The 17,118-nt window shown below is 31.6% G+C and carries 12 protein-coding genes; all 12 read right to left on the bottom strand.

Annotated elements, in window-relative coordinates:
* Nucleotides 1-5 precede the first annotated feature (5 nt).
* Entirely contained in the window at nt 6-1,580 is a 1,575-nt protein-coding gene (locus tag JHK62_RS01350; protein WP_199574884.1) for a sulfatase-like hydrolase/transferase, read from the bottom strand.
* Nucleotides 1,577-3,337, bottom strand: coding sequence for a rhamnan synthesis F family protein (locus JHK62_RS01345; protein WP_199574883.1), 1,761 nt, complete (start codon nt 3,335-3,337; stop codon nt 1,577-1,579). Before JHK62_RS01345 ends, JHK62_RS01350 begins: the two co-directional genes overlap by 4 nt.
* Complete coding sequence (locus JHK62_RS01340) at nt 3,334-5,079, bottom strand: glycosyltransferase (RefSeq protein WP_199574882.1); 1,746 nt, start codon at nt 5,077-5,079, stop codon at nt 3,334-3,336. The genes JHK62_RS01345 and JHK62_RS01340 overlap by 4 nt, the downstream gene beginning before the upstream one ends.
* A 2-nt stretch (nt 5,080-5,081) precedes the next feature.
* Nucleotides 5,082-6,296, bottom strand: coding sequence for an ABC transporter ATP-binding protein (locus JHK62_RS01335; RefSeq protein ID WP_199574881.1), 1,215 nt, complete (start codon nt 6,294-6,296; stop codon nt 5,082-5,084).
* A complete protein-coding gene (locus tag JHK62_RS01330; RefSeq protein ID WP_199574880.1) occupies nt 6,296-7,102 on the bottom strand; it encodes an ABC transporter permease in 807 nt (268 codons plus the stop codon). The genes JHK62_RS01335 and JHK62_RS01330 overlap by 1 nt, the downstream gene beginning before the upstream one ends.
* Nucleotide 7,103: 1 nt before the next feature.
* Nucleotides 7,104-8,036 carry a glycosyltransferase gene (locus JHK62_RS01325; protein WP_199574879.1) on the bottom strand — a complete coding sequence of 311 codons (933 nt, stop codon included), beginning with the start codon at nt 8,034-8,036 and terminating at the stop codon, nt 7,104-7,106.
* Nucleotides 8,026-9,180 carry a beta 1-4 rhamnosyltransferase Cps2T gene (gene cps2T / locus JHK62_RS01320; RefSeq protein WP_199574878.1) on the bottom strand — a complete coding sequence of 385 codons (1,155 nt, stop codon included), beginning with the start codon at nt 9,178-9,180 and terminating at the stop codon, nt 8,026-8,028. The genes JHK62_RS01325 and cps2T overlap by 11 nt, the downstream gene beginning before the upstream one ends.
* A gap of 303 nt (nt 9,181-9,483) precedes the next feature.
* Entirely contained in the window at nt 9,484-11,982 is a 2,499-nt protein-coding gene (locus JHK62_RS01315; protein ID WP_199574877.1) for a GBS Bsp-like repeat-containing protein, read from the bottom strand.
* 259 nt (nt 11,983-12,241) lie between these two features.
* On the bottom strand, nt 12,242-13,093 hold the full coding sequence (gene rfbD, locus JHK62_RS01310) for a dTDP-4-dehydrorhamnose reductase (protein WP_199574876.1): 852 nt from the start codon (nt 13,091-13,093) through the stop codon (nt 12,242-12,244).
* 78 nt (nt 13,094-13,171) lie between these two features.
* Entirely contained in the window at nt 13,172-14,326 is a 1,155-nt protein-coding gene (locus JHK62_RS01305; RefSeq protein ID WP_199574875.1) for a glycerate kinase, read from the bottom strand.
* 64 nt (nt 14,327-14,390) lie between these two features.
* Nucleotides 14,391-15,683, bottom strand: coding sequence for a DUF2254 domain-containing protein (locus JHK62_RS01300; protein ID WP_199574874.1), 1,293 nt, complete (start codon nt 15,681-15,683; stop codon nt 14,391-14,393).
* A gap of 147 nt (nt 15,684-15,830) precedes the next feature.
* Nucleotides 15,831-16,832: a D-2-hydroxyacid dehydrogenase gene (locus JHK62_RS01295; RefSeq protein ID WP_199574873.1), complete on the bottom strand. Its 1,002-nt coding sequence runs from the start codon at nt 16,830-16,832 to the stop codon at nt 15,831-15,833.
* Nucleotides 16,833-17,118: the final 286 nt, after the last annotated feature.

Below are 17,118 nucleotides of genomic sequence, written 5' to 3'. Positions count from 1 at the left end.
CTATTTTATTTGATTAACTTAAAAGTGTAGTATTGTTCAATTATATCCAGTGTTTCATCACGAACTTCAGGCTTTAAAAAATCTATTTTAGAATCTTTAGTAGTAAAAATAGAATCCTCAGAAGAAAAGATAGTATCTAATTTGCTTGTACTGTTATTATTGAACAGAGTATCTCCTAGAAAATAATTGTCTTCTGAAATATCAACATAATCCAATATGGTAGGTACTAAAGATAAAGAATTTCTACCATTAACATCTATCCTTTGTGGTGTCACCCCATTATAATAAATGAAAAACGGTACTTTATCAAGATGCCCAACAGCTCTATCATTACCAAAAGTGTTAACATAATCGGCATCAACATAAGTTGCATGGTCAGTAGTGAAAACGATTATAGTATTTTTAGAAAGCTCAGATTGATTAAACATATCAATAAATGATTTGAATTGAATATCTAAATTATAAAATTTATTTAGATTCGGATTTTCTCCGTCTCCAAAAATTTCATCATCAGAGTCCAGACTAAGATGGGTTCCAAAAGTATACATAGAAATAAAGAAAGGGGCATCTTCTTTATCTTTTTCTTCCATTGTTTCAAACAAGTATTGATAAGCTTTTTTATCAGAAACGGTTGATTTTATTGAATCTGGAGAAATAACTTCATCAAAATTCATACTTTTTAAATATTTTGTGAAATCAACATTATTTGGTTCTGTATTAATAAAGGTTGTATTGTAGTTTTTGTCATTTAGAACATCCTGCATGCCTACAAGATAATTGTCTTCGTAATTTGTTGCTTGGTAACCAGAATATAACTGCCCTTTAATTCCCAAATATGTTGCAAAAGTATGATTATAATAGTTTTCAAAAGAAAGTGACTCATCCTCAATTTGAACAGTATTGGCCATTAGCCCCCTATCATCATGAAGTATTCTTTCAGATAATCCTTCCGTAAAAATAACAACAATATTTGGATTATCTGGTAAATTTTCTGGTTTACTAGTAGCATTTACAACTTCGCTCTTATAAAAATTTTCAGTAACCTCATTGTTTCCTATTCTATTTAATAAATCCATTCTTTCTTGATGTATTTGAATTAAAGAGTAATAGTTTGTAAAAGGAGTGTTTTCAAAAATTTTTAGACCAACTACACTTATTTCTAATATAACAATGACTAAAAAAGATAAAATTTGATACTCCATTTTTTTTAGCTGTTCTGAAATAGGTAAAAAGCTAAAAAATAACAATATAAGAAAACCTGAAGCATACAAAATAGCATGACCTGACAAGGCTTCTAACGAATCTACATTTGTTAACATTGTATAAGTTAAATAAGAACCACCAAAAATTAAAATAACTTGTTCAATATTATAAAGTAACATCAAAACAGTATTAACAATATTCGCAATGTATTTATTTACTTTAAAAAGCATATTTGAAATAAAGAATATCATGGACAGTTCTAGAACCCCTGCAAATATGGGCACTAAATCCGACGTTACTTTATAAGAGTATAAAGTGATAACTATTGAAAATAAATATTTAATTATGGTTGAATAGAGTAATTTAGGTTTTTTCATGATTTTATTTTTTTAACAAGACGTTTTAAAATATACTTCATAGCACTTGCAGGACCTAAGAAAATATATTTAAATGCGCCTTTGATTCCTCCTATATTATCAAAGTTAACATAAGTATTAGGGAGTGTATCCGGTCTAATGTTTAGAACAGTATTATCAACAAATGGTGTAATATAGATATCGTTTTTAGAGATTCTATAGTCGTATCCTCTAGCCCAAGCCAAATACATTAGTATTCTCTCAATAGAATGTAAGATAGTATGTTGAGGTAGAGGTTCTTTTGGTACTTCTTCATCTGTAATATTCAAATCAAATAGAGGTTTTAAAGCATCGTATTTAAACCAGATAAATGTACCATAACTCATAATAAAATTGTTTAACTTATCAAAATCAATTTGTCTATCAAGTTTCATTCTTTCCCACAAATCGTTCATATCTGAAGCAAATTTATTTTCGTTCCAAGGATCAACAATTTTAGTATAACGAAAGAATGATGGGATATCAGCAATTACGAGACCACAGTTGTCATTGTTTTCAAGAGTCGAAAGAATGCTTTCTGCAGGTTTTAACATCATTTGAAATAATTCTTCTCTCCATGAATCTCCTACCCAATAGGGATATTCAGGAGATTTCTTAGTATGAAAATGACCAATGTAGTCATAGTGAGATAGTGTTTCTTTTAATTTAAACATTGGTAGTACGTCTCTACCTCTGTTTCCTGTTACCAACACTGTTGCATTAACTGCTTTAGATGAGAGAATTTTATTAATTGCTTCTTTTTTTGTTTCCGAATCTGTAGTTAAAAATAAATCATAGTCAAAATCAAATGCTTCAAATTGCTTTAAAAAAGTTTCTAGCAAGTCAACATAGTAAGTATGAAGGTGAACAGCAACTTTTTTGGTATTTGAATATGGTTTATGATCGTTTTTCAAAACTTTTCTATCTAAAAGATAGGCTGGTGTTGGAAGACTAATATCACTCATATGAGAAAGAATTAACTCAACAGGGTAATCCGATATTTTTTCAATTTCTTTTAACACATATGGCGACAAATGCTGAGTTAAATCAAAAGTCTTAATTTTAACAAATGGTACCTTATGGTCTAACAAAACATGGGGGTAATGGATAGTAAAGTTAGAATGGAAAAAATCATCGGATAATGGAACAGTATTTAAAATTGAGGCATAATGAAATCCTGCTCTAGTAAATAGTTTTGTATATTTCGTTTCATAATTGTCGATAACATTTTGAACATCGGTATAAGATTCTACATTATTCCAAAATGACTTAAATACTTTTGAATTGATTATTCTTTTTTTAAATGAAATAAAGTAGGACTGTAAATGTTCGTCAATAGCCACTTCTCTTGTTTTAACAGCTTGATGGTTTGTCATTCCCCAAAAGTCAACACTATCATCGTCTTCATAGGTTTTATAATAGGGTTCCATATCCCACAAAGGTCCAAAACAGGTATCGTTCATTACAGTGATTGAATCGTAATCTGAAAGTCGATCCATCCCAATTTTTTCCATCCCATCATGCCATGCTGCAAAATCATAACCCTTGTTTTCTCTTTGAATAAACTCATCAAATAGATGCTTGTTTTGTAGAGTAGTCTTATCTTGTTCTTTTAACATGCTATTTGTAATAAAAACAATACGCGAAAAAAGAGGCTTCATCTTTTCAAGCTGATAAATAACATGAGGGCTCAGTTTATTGTTCTTATTAAAGTGAACATAGAGTAACAAACGGTTCATTTTTTTCTCCTAAATAGATTAATTAATTTGGTTGTTATCTGCCAACGTCTTGAATTAACAATAGCATTGTATTGATTTTCAAGTTGAGAGAACTGACTTTCTTGACTAGCTTTTTCTTCGTTTAATTTATCTTGAATCTGATTTAAATCTCTCAATTCATTATTTTTAAAAGTGATAATTTTTTCAATGTAATCTTGTTTTAAGATCTTAGTCATACTTACTAGTTCATAAGAAAATAACAATTCCTTACCTTCAAAAGATTCAACATTATAAACAATTTGAGGATCATTATGATCAAAAACAATGACTTCTTCTATTTCTACATGAGTTGAAATTTTAGGCTTAATTATTTGTTTTGAGATCTGATTAATCAGTGAGAAAGAGTTGAAAAAATTTGGTGTCTCAGATAAATCGACTCTTATTTCTTTAACCCCCAAAGGGACTTTAATCACAAAAGTATCTTTAAAACGAAACGGCAATCTCAGAGTTGTCTTTTCATTGAATTGATTATTCTCATCTGAAAAATAAACACTGACAAACTTTTCATGTATCTGAAAGGGATGGTAATCAGGGTTATAATTTCCAACAATTGACGAAAGAGCATCCATTACTTTATTCTTTCGATTATCAATTTGTAATTCTTCTATAAGTGATGAGTAGTAATAGTTAGGATTATTGTCTTTTAATAGTTTCGAGTTGTTTATAGCTTCTAATTTGCGAGCATCAAAATTTTCAAGATAGTCAAACATTTCTTCTTTCAATCTCTCAATATTTCCTAATGGATAGACACGACCTGCCCTGAATTTATCAGCAACAAATTGATAGCCTTCATTATTTGAAGAAATCGTTGGTACAGCATATTTAACAGCCTCCAAAAATACCAATCCAAATGTTTCAACTTTCGAAGTGAAAACACAGATATCTTTATCAGTCACATAATCCCAAGGCTGTTCTTTATTCCCTAGGAAAGTAACATTTGCCAACGCATTATCTTCGATATAAGCATCACATTGCTTTTTATAATCTGAATCCCAATCACCAATAAAAACTAAAGGAATATCCACTCGATTTAACTCTTTATAGGCCTCTAAAAGTTCCAATTGATTCTTGTTATCATTAATTTTACTAATAGAAACAAATCGTGTTGATTCACCTTGAGTTAATGATTGTGTCATGAAATTTGTCATTGGTGTGAATGAATTAATTTGTGTACTCTTAGGGAAAAGTTCCTTAAGTTTATGAGTTAAAGGTCCATCGACTGCAAAAATAGCATCTGAGGAATCAGAAATAAATTCAATTTTTTTAGTATAGTAGTCAAATTCATCTTTTGGAAATTCATGAATTAACCAAATATGTTTCTTTTTTTCTAGTGAAGCAGCAATGGCACCTTGAAAAACATTAACAGTATTACTAATGACTACGTCAATATCGTTTTCAGCAATAATAGTTCTTATTTCATTGATATTTTTTTCATAGAAAAAAGATCTATCCATTGTTGTACCATGTAAAAAGCTTGGTGATTCTTCCCACCACCAGTTTAAAATCTCTAATTTGTAGTATGTAATATGGTGAGATGTCATTTTTAACTCATAATTTTTTTGAGTTGGATGACCAATATTTGGAAAAACATTAAAGACCTGATATCCTAGATCAGACAAATGAGTCATTAAATTTGTAATCGATATCTCAGCACCATTTTCTAATGTTCCTGTCGGAGAAATAAAGAGGATATTTTTTTTCATACTCATTGACCTTTCACGTCACTCCAAGTTCCATTTCTTTTAAGCAATCCAGTCGCAGCATCAAATTCTGATTTATCGTCAACATCTACTTTACGGTTTATCAAAAAGACTGGAGAATCTGAAGCAGAGCTGAATGCCAAAACTCTCTTTTCTTCATCTCTGACACTTGCCACTAATTTTAGCTTGGCGTTATTTAAATAAGGTAGAGAGCATTTATAGTGAAATTTCTTCAAGCCTCTTTTTGATGTCGTTAGATTAATAGAGTTATCGTTGTACAAACCGTAGTTTGTATCTAAATCAATCATAGAAATAGCAACGTGAGTCTCAATATCTGATAAAACATTATAAGAAAATTCAAAGACTAATTCTTCATCTGGCGATACTTGATTTTTAGACAATAATTTAATTTTAAAATCAGAAACTAATTGTTGTTTGTCATTGCCATCGTTATCTTCTTGAGAAACATCTTCAATATTAACGTTGTCAAAACTATATTGATTAGCCACATCATCTGGATCACCTTGAACTTTTATCAATCCATCTTCAATCAAAACGGCTTTGTTACAATATTTTTTAACGGCACCCATATCATGAGTTACTAAAATGGTTGTTTTTCCACTGTTTTTACGCTCTAAAAAGTAATCATTACACTTTCTTTGAAAAGCTTCATCTCCAACAGCTAAAACTTCATCAAGAATCAAAATATCACCTTGTGCTTTAATGGCTACTGAAAATGCTAAACGAACTTGCATCCCACTAGAATAATTTTTTAGTTTTTGATTCATAAACTCGTGAAGTTCAGCAAAATTAACAATGTCATCATACATGGCATCCACTTCTTCCGTTGTAAAACCAAGCATGGCACCATTCATATAAACATTTTCACGTCCTGTTAATTCTGGATTAAACCCTACACCCAATTCAATAAAGGAGACCATTTTCCCATCAATAGTAATCTTACCTTTTTCTGGAAAATAGATTTGTGAAATAATCTTCAATAGAGTTGATTTACCTGAACCATTTCGACCAACGATACCAAAGAAATCACCTTTTTTCACTTCAAAATTAATATCTTTAAGAACATGTTGCTCTTTATAGCCTTTTACACCTTTAAAACGATTCACTAGAGTTGTTCTTAAGCTTTGAGAACTCTCTGTTGGCAATTTAAAATACTTACTAACATGTTCTACTTTAACTGCTATGTCATTTGTTTTCATTAAAGAATCTCCGCAAATTTCTTAGAATTTTTGTTAAAAACAATATAACCAATAATAAAAATAATAATTGGTAGTACATATGGAATCATTACCAAGAAATGATTTTGAATTAAATCACTAATCCTATGGCTCCCTGAATAGACAATGAAATGCCTTAAATCTTGAATAATTTGTGCAATTGGATTTAACATCATAACCTTAGCAAATGTTACCTGCCCTCTATTTATAATAAAGGTTAAAGAGTAGATAATTGGGGTACCGTAAAGACCGGCTTGTAGGACCACTTCCCAAATAGGACCAATATCTCGATATCTAACAAACAAGGTTGATAAAACAAATGCAACCCCAGTAGCCAATAAAGCAATTTCAAAAAAGAGAGGAAAAACAATTAATATTTTCCAACTGATGGCAACACCATTTAAAAGAGCAAAGACCAAAACAACAAGCATATTAATAGAATAATTAATAGCCGCCCCAACTACAGAAGACAAAACAATAATTTCTTTTGAGAAATTAAGTTTTCTAAGTAGATCTCCTCGCGAAACAATTGACATCATACCCATATTCGTAGCTTCTGTGAAAAAATTCCATGTCACCATCCCAAGTAATAGGGAAACAGCATAATGTGGAGTACCGTCATCAAAACGCAAGAAACGCACAAAAACCAAATACATGATAGTAAACAACAAGAGTGGTTTTAGAATTGACCACAAGTGGCCAATCAAACTGCCTTGATATCGTAATTTAAAATCTGTTTTTACCATTTCTTGCAAAAGAATCCAATTTTCTTTTCGGAATAACAACATTTTATTTTCTCCTATAGCCTATTTTTGTAAGAATAAGTCCTCTAAACACGAGGGTATGAAAAAGTCGATTCTTTTTAAAATCATACTTTTTTAATGCAGCATATCTTCTCGATAATGGTTGTTCAAGTAGAGAAGTGTATGCTATAATCATCTCTTTATTTTGCTTTGATAAATCAAATTGTAAGAGATGGCGGGCTTGTTTTTGACTTTCTGTGATAAGCCACCAATATTTTTCTAATAGTAAGTGTGGTTTTAGCCACTTTTTCATTCTTTTTGTCCATGTCCTTGCGCCAAGAACATTATTGTCATGTTGACGATATAATTGAGTTGGTCTATCTATATAAACAAGATTACCCATTGCACTAGCTAACAAAGCAAGATACCAATCATGCATCAAAATATTATCATCAACTGTCCATTTTTTGGCAAGTGTATGATTAATCAGCATGGTTCCACCAGTTACCGTATTCTCTGTCAATTCTTGAAGAAGAGTCGTATTGGCATGATGAGATTGTTTTTCTATCATGCTTTCAGTCATCATTTCAAGATTTTGATTGACCACAGATAAGTCGGTATAAACCAGTAATGGCTTATCGCTAGGAAAAGTTTGTGCTTTAGCTAATGTCTTTTCTAATTTATCTTCCAACCAAACATCATCTTGATCACTAAAAAAATAAAAATCTGCAGACTCACGCTTAACAAGAGTATAAAAACTTTTAATAACTCCCACATTATCAAATTTTTCAGAATCGATAAGATGAATGCGTGAATCTTTTTTGACAAAGGCTTGAATGATAGTTCTAGTCTGATCGTTAGAGCCATCGTCCCTTATTAAAAGAGTCCAATCTTTAAAGGTTTGTTTTTGGATACTTTCGATTTGCTCGGCAAGAAATTTTTCGCCATTATAAGTAGCCATCACAATATTAACTTTCACTTAAAAATAAATCCTCATATTCTTTGACAATTTTTGACCATGTATAATTCTCTTTAACATGATTTTTGGCAGCTATACCAAGTTCTTTAAAATGGTCTTTTTTATCCATCTTATTTAGTAAGTCTTTTAAATCATTTTCTTTGCTCTTCCAGTAATAAACAACATCTTTAGCGGTTTGACGATTAAAAGAAACGTCCAACACTAAACTTAGATCGGTATGAGCTAGTGACTCAAGAAGACCTGGATTAGTCCCGCCAACAGAATGACCATGGAGGTAAGCAAAGGCATTCTCACGAATATAGGAAACCAATTCTTTATCATAGACGGTACCTACAAACTTAATACGCTCATCCTGATTAAAATGAGTTTTTTGACGAAGAGTTTCAAAGTAAGCATTGCCTTCGTAATTGCTAATAATGATCAAATCCCTTTCGGTTTGACTAGCCATAAATTCTCTAATAATAGTTTCATAATTATTTTCTGGAATAAAGCGTCCTAATATTAGGTAATAATTTTTTTCTGTGATTTGCCATTTTTGATAAAACTCTCTCACTGTTGGGTCTGTTGGTGATAGATTAGACGATTCTGTATCCGTTCCATAAGCGATAAATGATGTCTTAGACCAAGGATAAGAGGTTCTAATATAGTCTTCAATGCCAAGGTTATCTGTAATGATAAGATTGGCATGCTTTGTCATCATTTTTTCTGAGTACTTCAAATACATTTGAACAGGTTTTGGCCATTTAGAACGTTTCCACTCTAGTCCATCCGGATTGACAAATAACTTTCCTCCCACCCCTTTAATCTTTTTGGCAAAAGGATGAATAAAACCACCGATGGTATTACCTAGTAAATAAAAAATAGGTTGTTTTATTTGCTGCTTTTGAATCAAAGACAAGGAATAGTTAATAGCCATCATATCATAGGCAATAACACGCGCACTACCTATCTTTGGAGGTTTAATAGTAAAACAATCAGCGCCTGAGTAATCAAAATGATGACCTTGTTTTTCATTTGAAAGACAAGCCACGTGATATTTAATATCAGGAGACACTTGATTTTGAATCAGTTCTTGAACAAAAGTTTCAAAACCTCCATAACTTGCTGGAAGTCCTCTACTACCAAGGATAAAAACGTGACGCATAATAACCTCATTCTATACAATACAATCATTTTATTATATCATATTTTCATTTCTTTGGCGATTTTGAACATATCCTTATTTTGATAAATTATTGTTTCAATCTCTTAAATAATTTGAAGTTTTTCACCTCTTAGATTATCTTTAAATCAACCTTTTGGTATTATAATTATTTCTGTTTTAAAAACATAAGTTTATAACAACAATAACCAATGGAAAACAAAAGATAGAAAACTTAAAAAGGTTTTCTATCTTTTTTCTATTACTTTAAATTCATCTTAATAAAACATTTAGATATTATAATTTCTACAATAGACTAGCAATGAATTTGCCAAATTGAGCAAATTTATTTGTGTAGGTTAAACCATTGCCTCTATTACCTTGAGTTAAAAGTCCAACTGCATATGCTCTACCATTACGCTTAATAATAGCTATATCGTTTTCAACTCCAAATTTAGGATCATTTCCAGGCTTATCCCACGTTTGAGCAATTGATTGAATATTTGCAGGAAGCCATAATTTATAAAAATTATTGCTTAATTTATTAAGCATACTTTTATCTGATTGGGTAGAAGCTGTTGATGATTGATTATAGATGTTTTTTAATAAATCTGTTGCTTCAACAGCAGAGATATAATTTTCTAAACCTCTATCAATCTGAGATTGAATTCTCATGTATCTGTTTAGAGTAGTCTTAGTATAGCCCAATCGACGAATTTCACTATTAACAGCATCAACACCACCTATTGCTGATATCATAATGTTTGTAGCAGTATTATCACTATATTGAACCATCATTCTAGTAATATCATCTAAAGTATAGGTTACACCAGCTTTTCCAGCTAAAGCTGTAGAAGCTTCTACCAAGTCTGAATTTTTTATGGTATAAGCTTGACTAAGGTTAAGTTCGCCTCTTTCGGATTTGGCAAATGCTGCAGCCATGATAAACAGTTTAATTGTTGATGCTGAACGTTGAACATTATCATTTATAGACAAAAGTTCAGTCCCATTTGTTGGCATTACAACAAGAGATTTGTTCCCTGGAACTCCACCAAATAGTTCATTAAATTTACTTCTAATAGATTGTAATTCTTTTTGAATAAATTCTCTAGGTGCAGGGACTTGTATTTTTTTAGTTAAAGCTCCCACTCCTGACTTTGTATTATTTTTTAGATTATAGTATACATGGATATTATAGTTACCATTTACAAATTCATGGGTTGCTAAATGAACAATTGCTTTATATGTCCCATCAGCTTGAGGAATAGCTCTATACCATTCTATATCATCTTGTCCATTTGGATCGGACCATACAGCAATATCAATAGATTTAATACCTAATTTATGGCCAACCTCTGAAACAGTGGCTGTAAAACTATAATTTTTCTTATCAACGTTAGAAATATTTATGTTACCTGTTTGTGTTGGTAATAGTTTTGTTGTAAAACCTTCGGTTGCAGCTAGAGGAGCTAACTTTTTAAATCCCTTTCCATAAACATGAACATTATAAAATCCTTCTTCAAGATTATGATTTCCTAATAAAATAGTGGCCAAATATTCTCCATCTGCTATTTTTTTACCTTCGTACCATTTTATATCATCTTGTCCATTTTTAGATGTCCAAACAGGAACTACAATCCCATTAATTGCCATAGGAACATTGTTCACTCTAACTGTATAAGTTGTATCATTAACTTTACTAATTTCAGTATTAGTCTTGTAAGTTTCTAGTTCGATTGATTTAGATACAAGAATTTTATTCGAATTTTCAAAATATGCTTCAATATTATAAAGACCAAAATCATTATGATTCAAAAATGGAATTGTTGCATTCCCATTAAAATCAGATTGGTATGTTAGTAAATCATCTTTTCCATTTTTCTCTGACCATACAGAAAATCTTATTTTACTATAATCAGTGATAGTATTTGATGAAAAATTTACTTGAAGTCCAGTTGATGTCATTTCAACATCTAATTTATTATTTGGTTTAGTAATGCTATCATCTAAAACTGATTCCTCAATAGCATACCATCCAATTCCTTCATAATTCCAACCAATTTTATCTAAATAATTACTCTCACCTTTTGAACCTGTGTAATGATGACTTCCTGCACCTTTGGCATAGGGATTGTAAAGTCGATATATACTTTTTGTTCCGCCTGAATGCCAGCCAATACCTTCATAAATCCAACCAACTCTACTTAGAAAATTACTTTCTCCTTTTGATTTTGTATAATGATGATTACCATTATTTGGATTATAAAGTCGATAGACTTCATCCCCACGTACTGGAGCATACCAACCGATACCTTCAGATATCCATCCAACTTTCTCTAAATAATTATTTTCACCTCTACTTGATGTATAGTGGTGTTCACCAGTGTTGGGATTGTATAAACGAAAAATAGCTTCAACCGATACTTTGTTTTTTTCAATAGTCGTTGATCTAAAATTACTTGTTCTTTTATCAATTGTCTCATCAGTATTTACTTTTTGCTCTTTTTGTTCTTGTTTTATTGATTCATTAGAATTTTCAAGAACTGGTTCGTCAATATTTTCATTATCTATATGTTTGTTAACAGAGTTGTCAACATTTTCCTTCAAATCAGATACTTCTTTTACTTTCTCAGAAACATCTATATTTTCTAGTACTCCTTCAGGAGTGTTAGAATCCTGAGAAACAGTCTGATTTGGTTCCTCAATTAATTCTTTACTTTCTTTGTTTTCTTCAAACCCTTTTTCATTAGAATATAATTGATCATTTGGAAAAGGTATTATATTTTCTTCAGCTTTAACAGTCATCGTAACAAAAAGAAAACTGGTAAAAACAAAAAAATATAAAACATTTTTTGTTTAATTTTCATATATTCGTACCCCCTTCAATAAAAAAAATAGTAAAGTAATCAAAAAACTGATTCGACAGTAGAATTGTATAAAAATATTAAAAAAAATCAATAATTTAAGTAAATTAAAAAAATGGTTGAAATACAACCACTTTTTCAATAAATTAATCAATATAAAATATTAGATAAAAAATCATTTCATAATACTTGTTCTTTTTTTATTTTTTCCCTTGGCGGTAAAATTCTTTGAGAGCATCTTGCCAGCTAGGAATGACAAAGCCTGTGGCTTTTGTTTTTTCTAGGCTCATTGTTGAGTTAAACGGGCGTTTTGCTTTGGCTGGAAACTGGCTAGAGTCTACTGGTGCTACTTCAACATCAGTGTCTTTAAGAATCTCTACTGCAAAATCATACCATGAAGTGACTTTATCTGCGTCATTTGATAAGTGATAATAACCAAATTCTTTTCTGTTATCTGTGAGATAAGTCATGAATTCTGCAAGTGTTCTTGTCCATGTAGGTCTACCAAATTGGTCGTTGACAACGGTTAAACGTGGGTGTTTTTTGGCGAGGTCTTGCATGGTGAAAACAAAGTTTTTCCCATAATTTCCAAATACCCATGCCGTACGAATAATGTAGTATTGACTAGCAAATTTTTCAACAGCTTCTTCACCAAGACGTTTAGTACGTCCGTACTCTGTTTGTGGATCTGGTGTATCTGTTTCTAACCATTCTTCTCCTAATGGTTTATTGCCATCAAACACATAGTCTGTTGAAATGTAAACAAGCGTTGCACCATACTTCTCAGAAGCTTTTGCAATAATTTCAGTTCCTGTCACATTAATAGCATAATCTAATTCTTTTCCTTCATCTTCTGCTGCATCTACAGCTGTATAAGCAGCACAATGATAGACTAAGGTTGGTTTTACTTTTGCAAAAAAAGCTTCTACTTGTTCTTCATTCGTAATATCCATTTCACTAACATCTGCAGCGACATAATCAACATTTCTTTCATCTAAAAGGTGGCGTAATTCAGTTCCTAATTGCCCCTTACTTCCTGTTATTAAAATCATATTTGACTCCTTTTTCCTTTTAATTATTATTTTACACTAAACTAAAAATGATAGCAAAGAAAGAATTTGTAAGTAGGGTTAATTTTTACTTTTTTGATGGATTATCATACCAGTTCTAATTGCAGTTAATAATCGATAGGCAGCATCTTGATAAAGAAACTCACTATTTTCAAGTGCTTCATCAAGAGACATTGGTCTATTAACAGTAGTGATAATACTTGAAACCCCACAATCATAAATCGTTTCATAGTGGTCTTGTAAACTACCGACGATTGCAAAAACCGGGATATCTTGTTTTTTTGCTCTTTTAGCGACACCAGAGATAACTTTTCCAAAAGCAGACTGACGATCCAACTGACCTTCACCAGTAATAATAAAATCAGCACCTTTAATTTTTGTGTCAAATCCTAAAATATCTAAAATCGTTTCAATCCCAGAAGCCACATTTGCTTTCACAAATGCCATGAGAGAAAAAGCAAGCCCCCCAGCAGCTCCTGACCCTTCTTTATTTACGAGTTGCCTACCAACTGATCTTTCAACCAAGTAAGAAAACTCTGTCATTCCCGTTTCTAAGGATTGCATCATAGAATCTGTAGCCCCTTTTTGTTTAGAAAAGGTATAGGTGGCGCCATTTTTTCCTAAAAGAGGATTGGTAACATCTGATAAAATGGTGAATTGAACATTTTTAAGTCTAGAGTGAGCGTTTGAAACATCAATCGCATATACCTTGGCTAATTCTTCACCCGACCCTTTTAGACGTTGACCATTTTTATCTAAAAAATGAATGCCTAGAGCAGTCATTGCTCCCATGCCCCCATCATTAGTGGCACTGCCACCTAGTGCTATTAAAATGTGTTCAACCCCTTCGTCAAGCGCATCACGAATCAATAGGCCAGTGCCATAAGAACTCGTTAAAAGAGGGTTTCTTTTTTCTTCTTTCACTAGTGGTAATCCTGAAGCACTCGCCATTTCGATAATAGCAGTATGCTTTGGCAGTAAACCATAACAAGCCGTCACTGGCTCTCCCAATGGATCTTCTGTTATTACTTTTTTATAACTCCCCTTTAAAGCCTTGACTAAGATTGACATTGTCCCTTCGCCACCATCAGCAACTGGAAGAGACACCATCTCAGCGTTTGGAAAAATTTGCGGTGTCACTGTCTCTAATAACTCTGAAATTTTTTCTGAGGATAGTGATCCTTTAAAAGAATCAGACGCAAATACAATTTTCATAAACTTTTCCTGCCTAACTAGTATCAATGTGAACTGTTATGACTCTTTTGATTAAATAAAGAAATTAAGCTTCTTTTATTTCTTGACTTTTTGTTAGTATTCTTTGATAAATATAGTCTAAGCGTTCTTGATTGAGTTGACCACTTGGTCTTGGAATAATATGGTCATACATATCTTTGACAAAATCAAGAACAGCTTTTTTGTTGGCTGCAACTGCTGAATAGTAAAGGGTCTCAAGGCCCTCTAAAACAGTATACATGACGTCAATGTCTTCTTTGCCATAATTAACAATCTGGTTAAAAGAATGATAGAGGTCTTCTTCAAAAGTATAAGCAGTATATGCAATTTTAGCATTCTTATTTTCTTGAACAATAATATGATTATTGACCGTTTTTGATATGGGGACTAATAAGAGACTAATTTTATGGATACACTGGATGGCAGTATTTGGATCATTAACCCCTGGCGATAGCGCTCGAACAGCTATTTCTTCAATTTTATCGATGCCATGTCTATAATCATTTTCATAAACTTTATTCTCAGACAAGATGAAACAATCGGCTATTTTTGACATTAAATCATCATCAAAAGTTGTACTTTCAGCCTTATTAATGTGAGCGAGTGGTTTTTCTTCATTGACAAAATCTCCAATTTTACAATCAACAATGAGTTCAGCACTATTTTCTTTTAATAAATCTGAAATTTCACCAAAATTAATGACACTTAAAAAACCATTATCATTAGGGTAAAGTTGCATAGACTGTGTTTCAACATCGCTGAAAAAACCTTGGTATTCCTCACGTTTATCCAGTTCTTTTTCAATCACTGACAGTGTTTCATTATAGATATCAGATAAGAGATTTTCACTTTTAGAGCTTCTAATAACATTTTGTACAAAAATGATAAAATAAGTCATAGAAACAATGGCATAAACCACTGAGACAAAACCTGCTATAACTTGCTGGTTTTCCAAAACATCACGCATAAAAACGAGTGCCGTAATACTATAGAAAAAGCCACCAAAGAAGATTCCTAATACTTTCATCGTAATCTTAGTGTCAACAAAATTTTCTACCACGCGCGGTGAAAAATTAGACATGTAATTTGACATGACTGATAAAATGGTTGAAAAAGTAAAGGTTGTGATGGTCAATTGTGCACCAGCAAGTGTAGCTAAAATAGTCTTGGCTAATGAGACTTTCGTATAGAAAATTGCTGGTATATAATCTCTGACATTAAAATACCCTAAGTCAATCAGCATAACAATAGTGACTAAAACAATCGAGTATAAAATATACTGAGTATTATATATCCAGGTTTTATGATTGTAATACCATAATTTTAATCGTTCAAACATTTAAAACTCCTCAAAATAATCTCCTATCATTATATCCTACTTCTTTTTTTCTGTCATTTTATCGCATCTGTTAATTAACACTTTTGGTTAGAAAAAATCACTACCACTTGCGTGATAGTGATTATAATGGTAGTTTTTGACATTGGTTTAAAGTTTAACTTCTTCTTCAACTTCTTCACCAAGAAGAATACTTTTTGCGCCATCAATCGCTATGTGAACCAAGTTTTCAATAGCGTTATAAGTATGGAAGGCCACATGTGGTGAATAAAGAACTTTTGGATGTTTAAGGAGTCTTAAGAACACTTTATCATCAACAGCATCTAAAGAAACAGTTTGATTTACAAAAGGTCCTTCGTATTCGTAGGTATCAATAGCTGCTGCGCGTAATTGATTATTATCAAGAGCGTCTAAAAGAGCTTCTGTATCAATCAAACTACCACGCGCTGCATTAACTAAGATGAGATTTTTCTTAGCACGTTTAAACAATTCAGCATCAAACATGTGGTAATTTTCTTCAGTTGCAGGTGCATGTAGTGAAATGATATCTGATTTTTCAACTAATTCTTCTACGCTTGAAACATAGGTTAAAATGCTTTCCAACTCTTTATTTGGATAAAGGTCATATCCTATCACTGTTGCACCCATTGCTTTGAACATTTCGGCAGTAATGCGTCCAATATTCCCAGTACCAAGAATTCCCACGGTCTTGCGACGAATTTCAGTACTTGTAATTGATTTTTGCCAACTGAAGTCACCTTTTTGAGCATTTGCTTGTATGATATCAAAATCACGTGAAAAATACATGGCGCTGGTAAATGCAAACTCAGCAATAGCAAATGGTGAATAGACTGGTACTCTAGTTAAACGAATACCTAATTCTTTCAACAGTTTAAGGTTATACATGTCATAACCTGCAGATCTTGTAGCAAAAACTTTAATGCCTGATTCTTTCATCAAATGATAAGCTGCCTCAGGAATGGCTTTTACTTGTGATGCAATTAACCCATCATAACCTTTTTTAATGTAAGACATTGTATTGCCATCAATTGATTCCGTGTAGATATCAAGCTCAATTTCTGGGTGCTTTTGTTGATAAGATTCTAACGCTATCTTCTCATCTTCTCGTGCACTAAATAAAATAAATTTCATCAGCTGCCTCCTTAATGTTTAATTTTATATTTACTATATATAATAGTTTTTATGAACAAAATTGATGTTACTGTTTTTAAAATTCTTGATACATTATTTTATAACCAGTTAATAAAATACTAAGAAATTATTCAATAATAAATCAATTTCTCATGTATTTATAACAATCCTAATTAATTAAATTATATAGTTAAAAAATAAAAAAAACAATCATTTTTAGACTATTTTATTTTAATAGTACTATAATTTTTAGTTATAACCTTTCGTGATCAATCACTTTAATTGA

It is taken from the genome of Streptococcus pacificus (assembly GCF_016481305.1).
GTDB classification, from domain to species: domain Bacteria; phylum Bacillota; class Bacilli; order Lactobacillales; family Streptococcaceae; genus Streptococcus; species Streptococcus pacificus.
The sequence above is the reverse complement of the archived record's forward strand: the minus strand, read 5'-3'. Positions and strand labels throughout refer to the sequence as shown.

Coding starts and splice junctions, on each gene's coding strand:
- JHK62_RS01345 (WP_199574883.1), bottom strand. CDS start 3,337: ATGAACCGTTTGTTACTCTATGTTCACTTTAATAAGAACAATAAACTG.
- cps2T (WP_199574878.1), bottom strand. CDS start 9,180: ATGCGTCACGTTTTTATCCTTGGTAGTAGAGGACTTCCAGCAAGTTAT.
- JHK62_RS01330 (WP_199574880.1), bottom strand. CDS start 7,102: ATGTTGTTATTCCGAAAAGAAAATTGGATTCTTTTGCAAGAAATGGTA.
- JHK62_RS01295 (WP_199574873.1), bottom strand. CDS start 16,832: ATGAAATTTATTTTATTTAGTGCACGAGAAGATGAGAAGATAGCGTTA.
- rfbD (WP_199574876.1), bottom strand. CDS start 13,093: ATGATTTTAATAACAGGAAGTAAGGGGCAATTAGGAACTGAATTACGC.
- JHK62_RS01315 (WP_199574877.1), bottom strand. CDS start 11,982: ATGACTGTTAAAGCTGAAGAAAATATAATACCTTTTCCAAATGATCAA.
- JHK62_RS01305 (WP_199574875.1), bottom strand. CDS start 14,326: ATGAAAATTGTATTTGCGTCTGATTCTTTTAAAGGATCACTATCCTCA.
- JHK62_RS01335 (WP_199574881.1), bottom strand. CDS start 6,296: ATGAAAACAAATGACATAGCAGTTAAAGTAGAACATGTTAGTAAGTAT.
- JHK62_RS01340 (WP_199574882.1), bottom strand. CDS start 5,079: ATGAAAAAAAATATCCTCTTTATTTCTCCGACAGGAACATTAGAAAAT.
- JHK62_RS01350 (WP_199574884.1), bottom strand. CDS start 1,580: ATGAAAAAACCTAAATTACTCTATTCAACCATAATTAAATATTTATTT.
- JHK62_RS01300 (WP_199574874.1), bottom strand. CDS start 15,683: ATGTTTGAACGATTAAAATTATGGTATTACAATCATAAAACCTGGATA.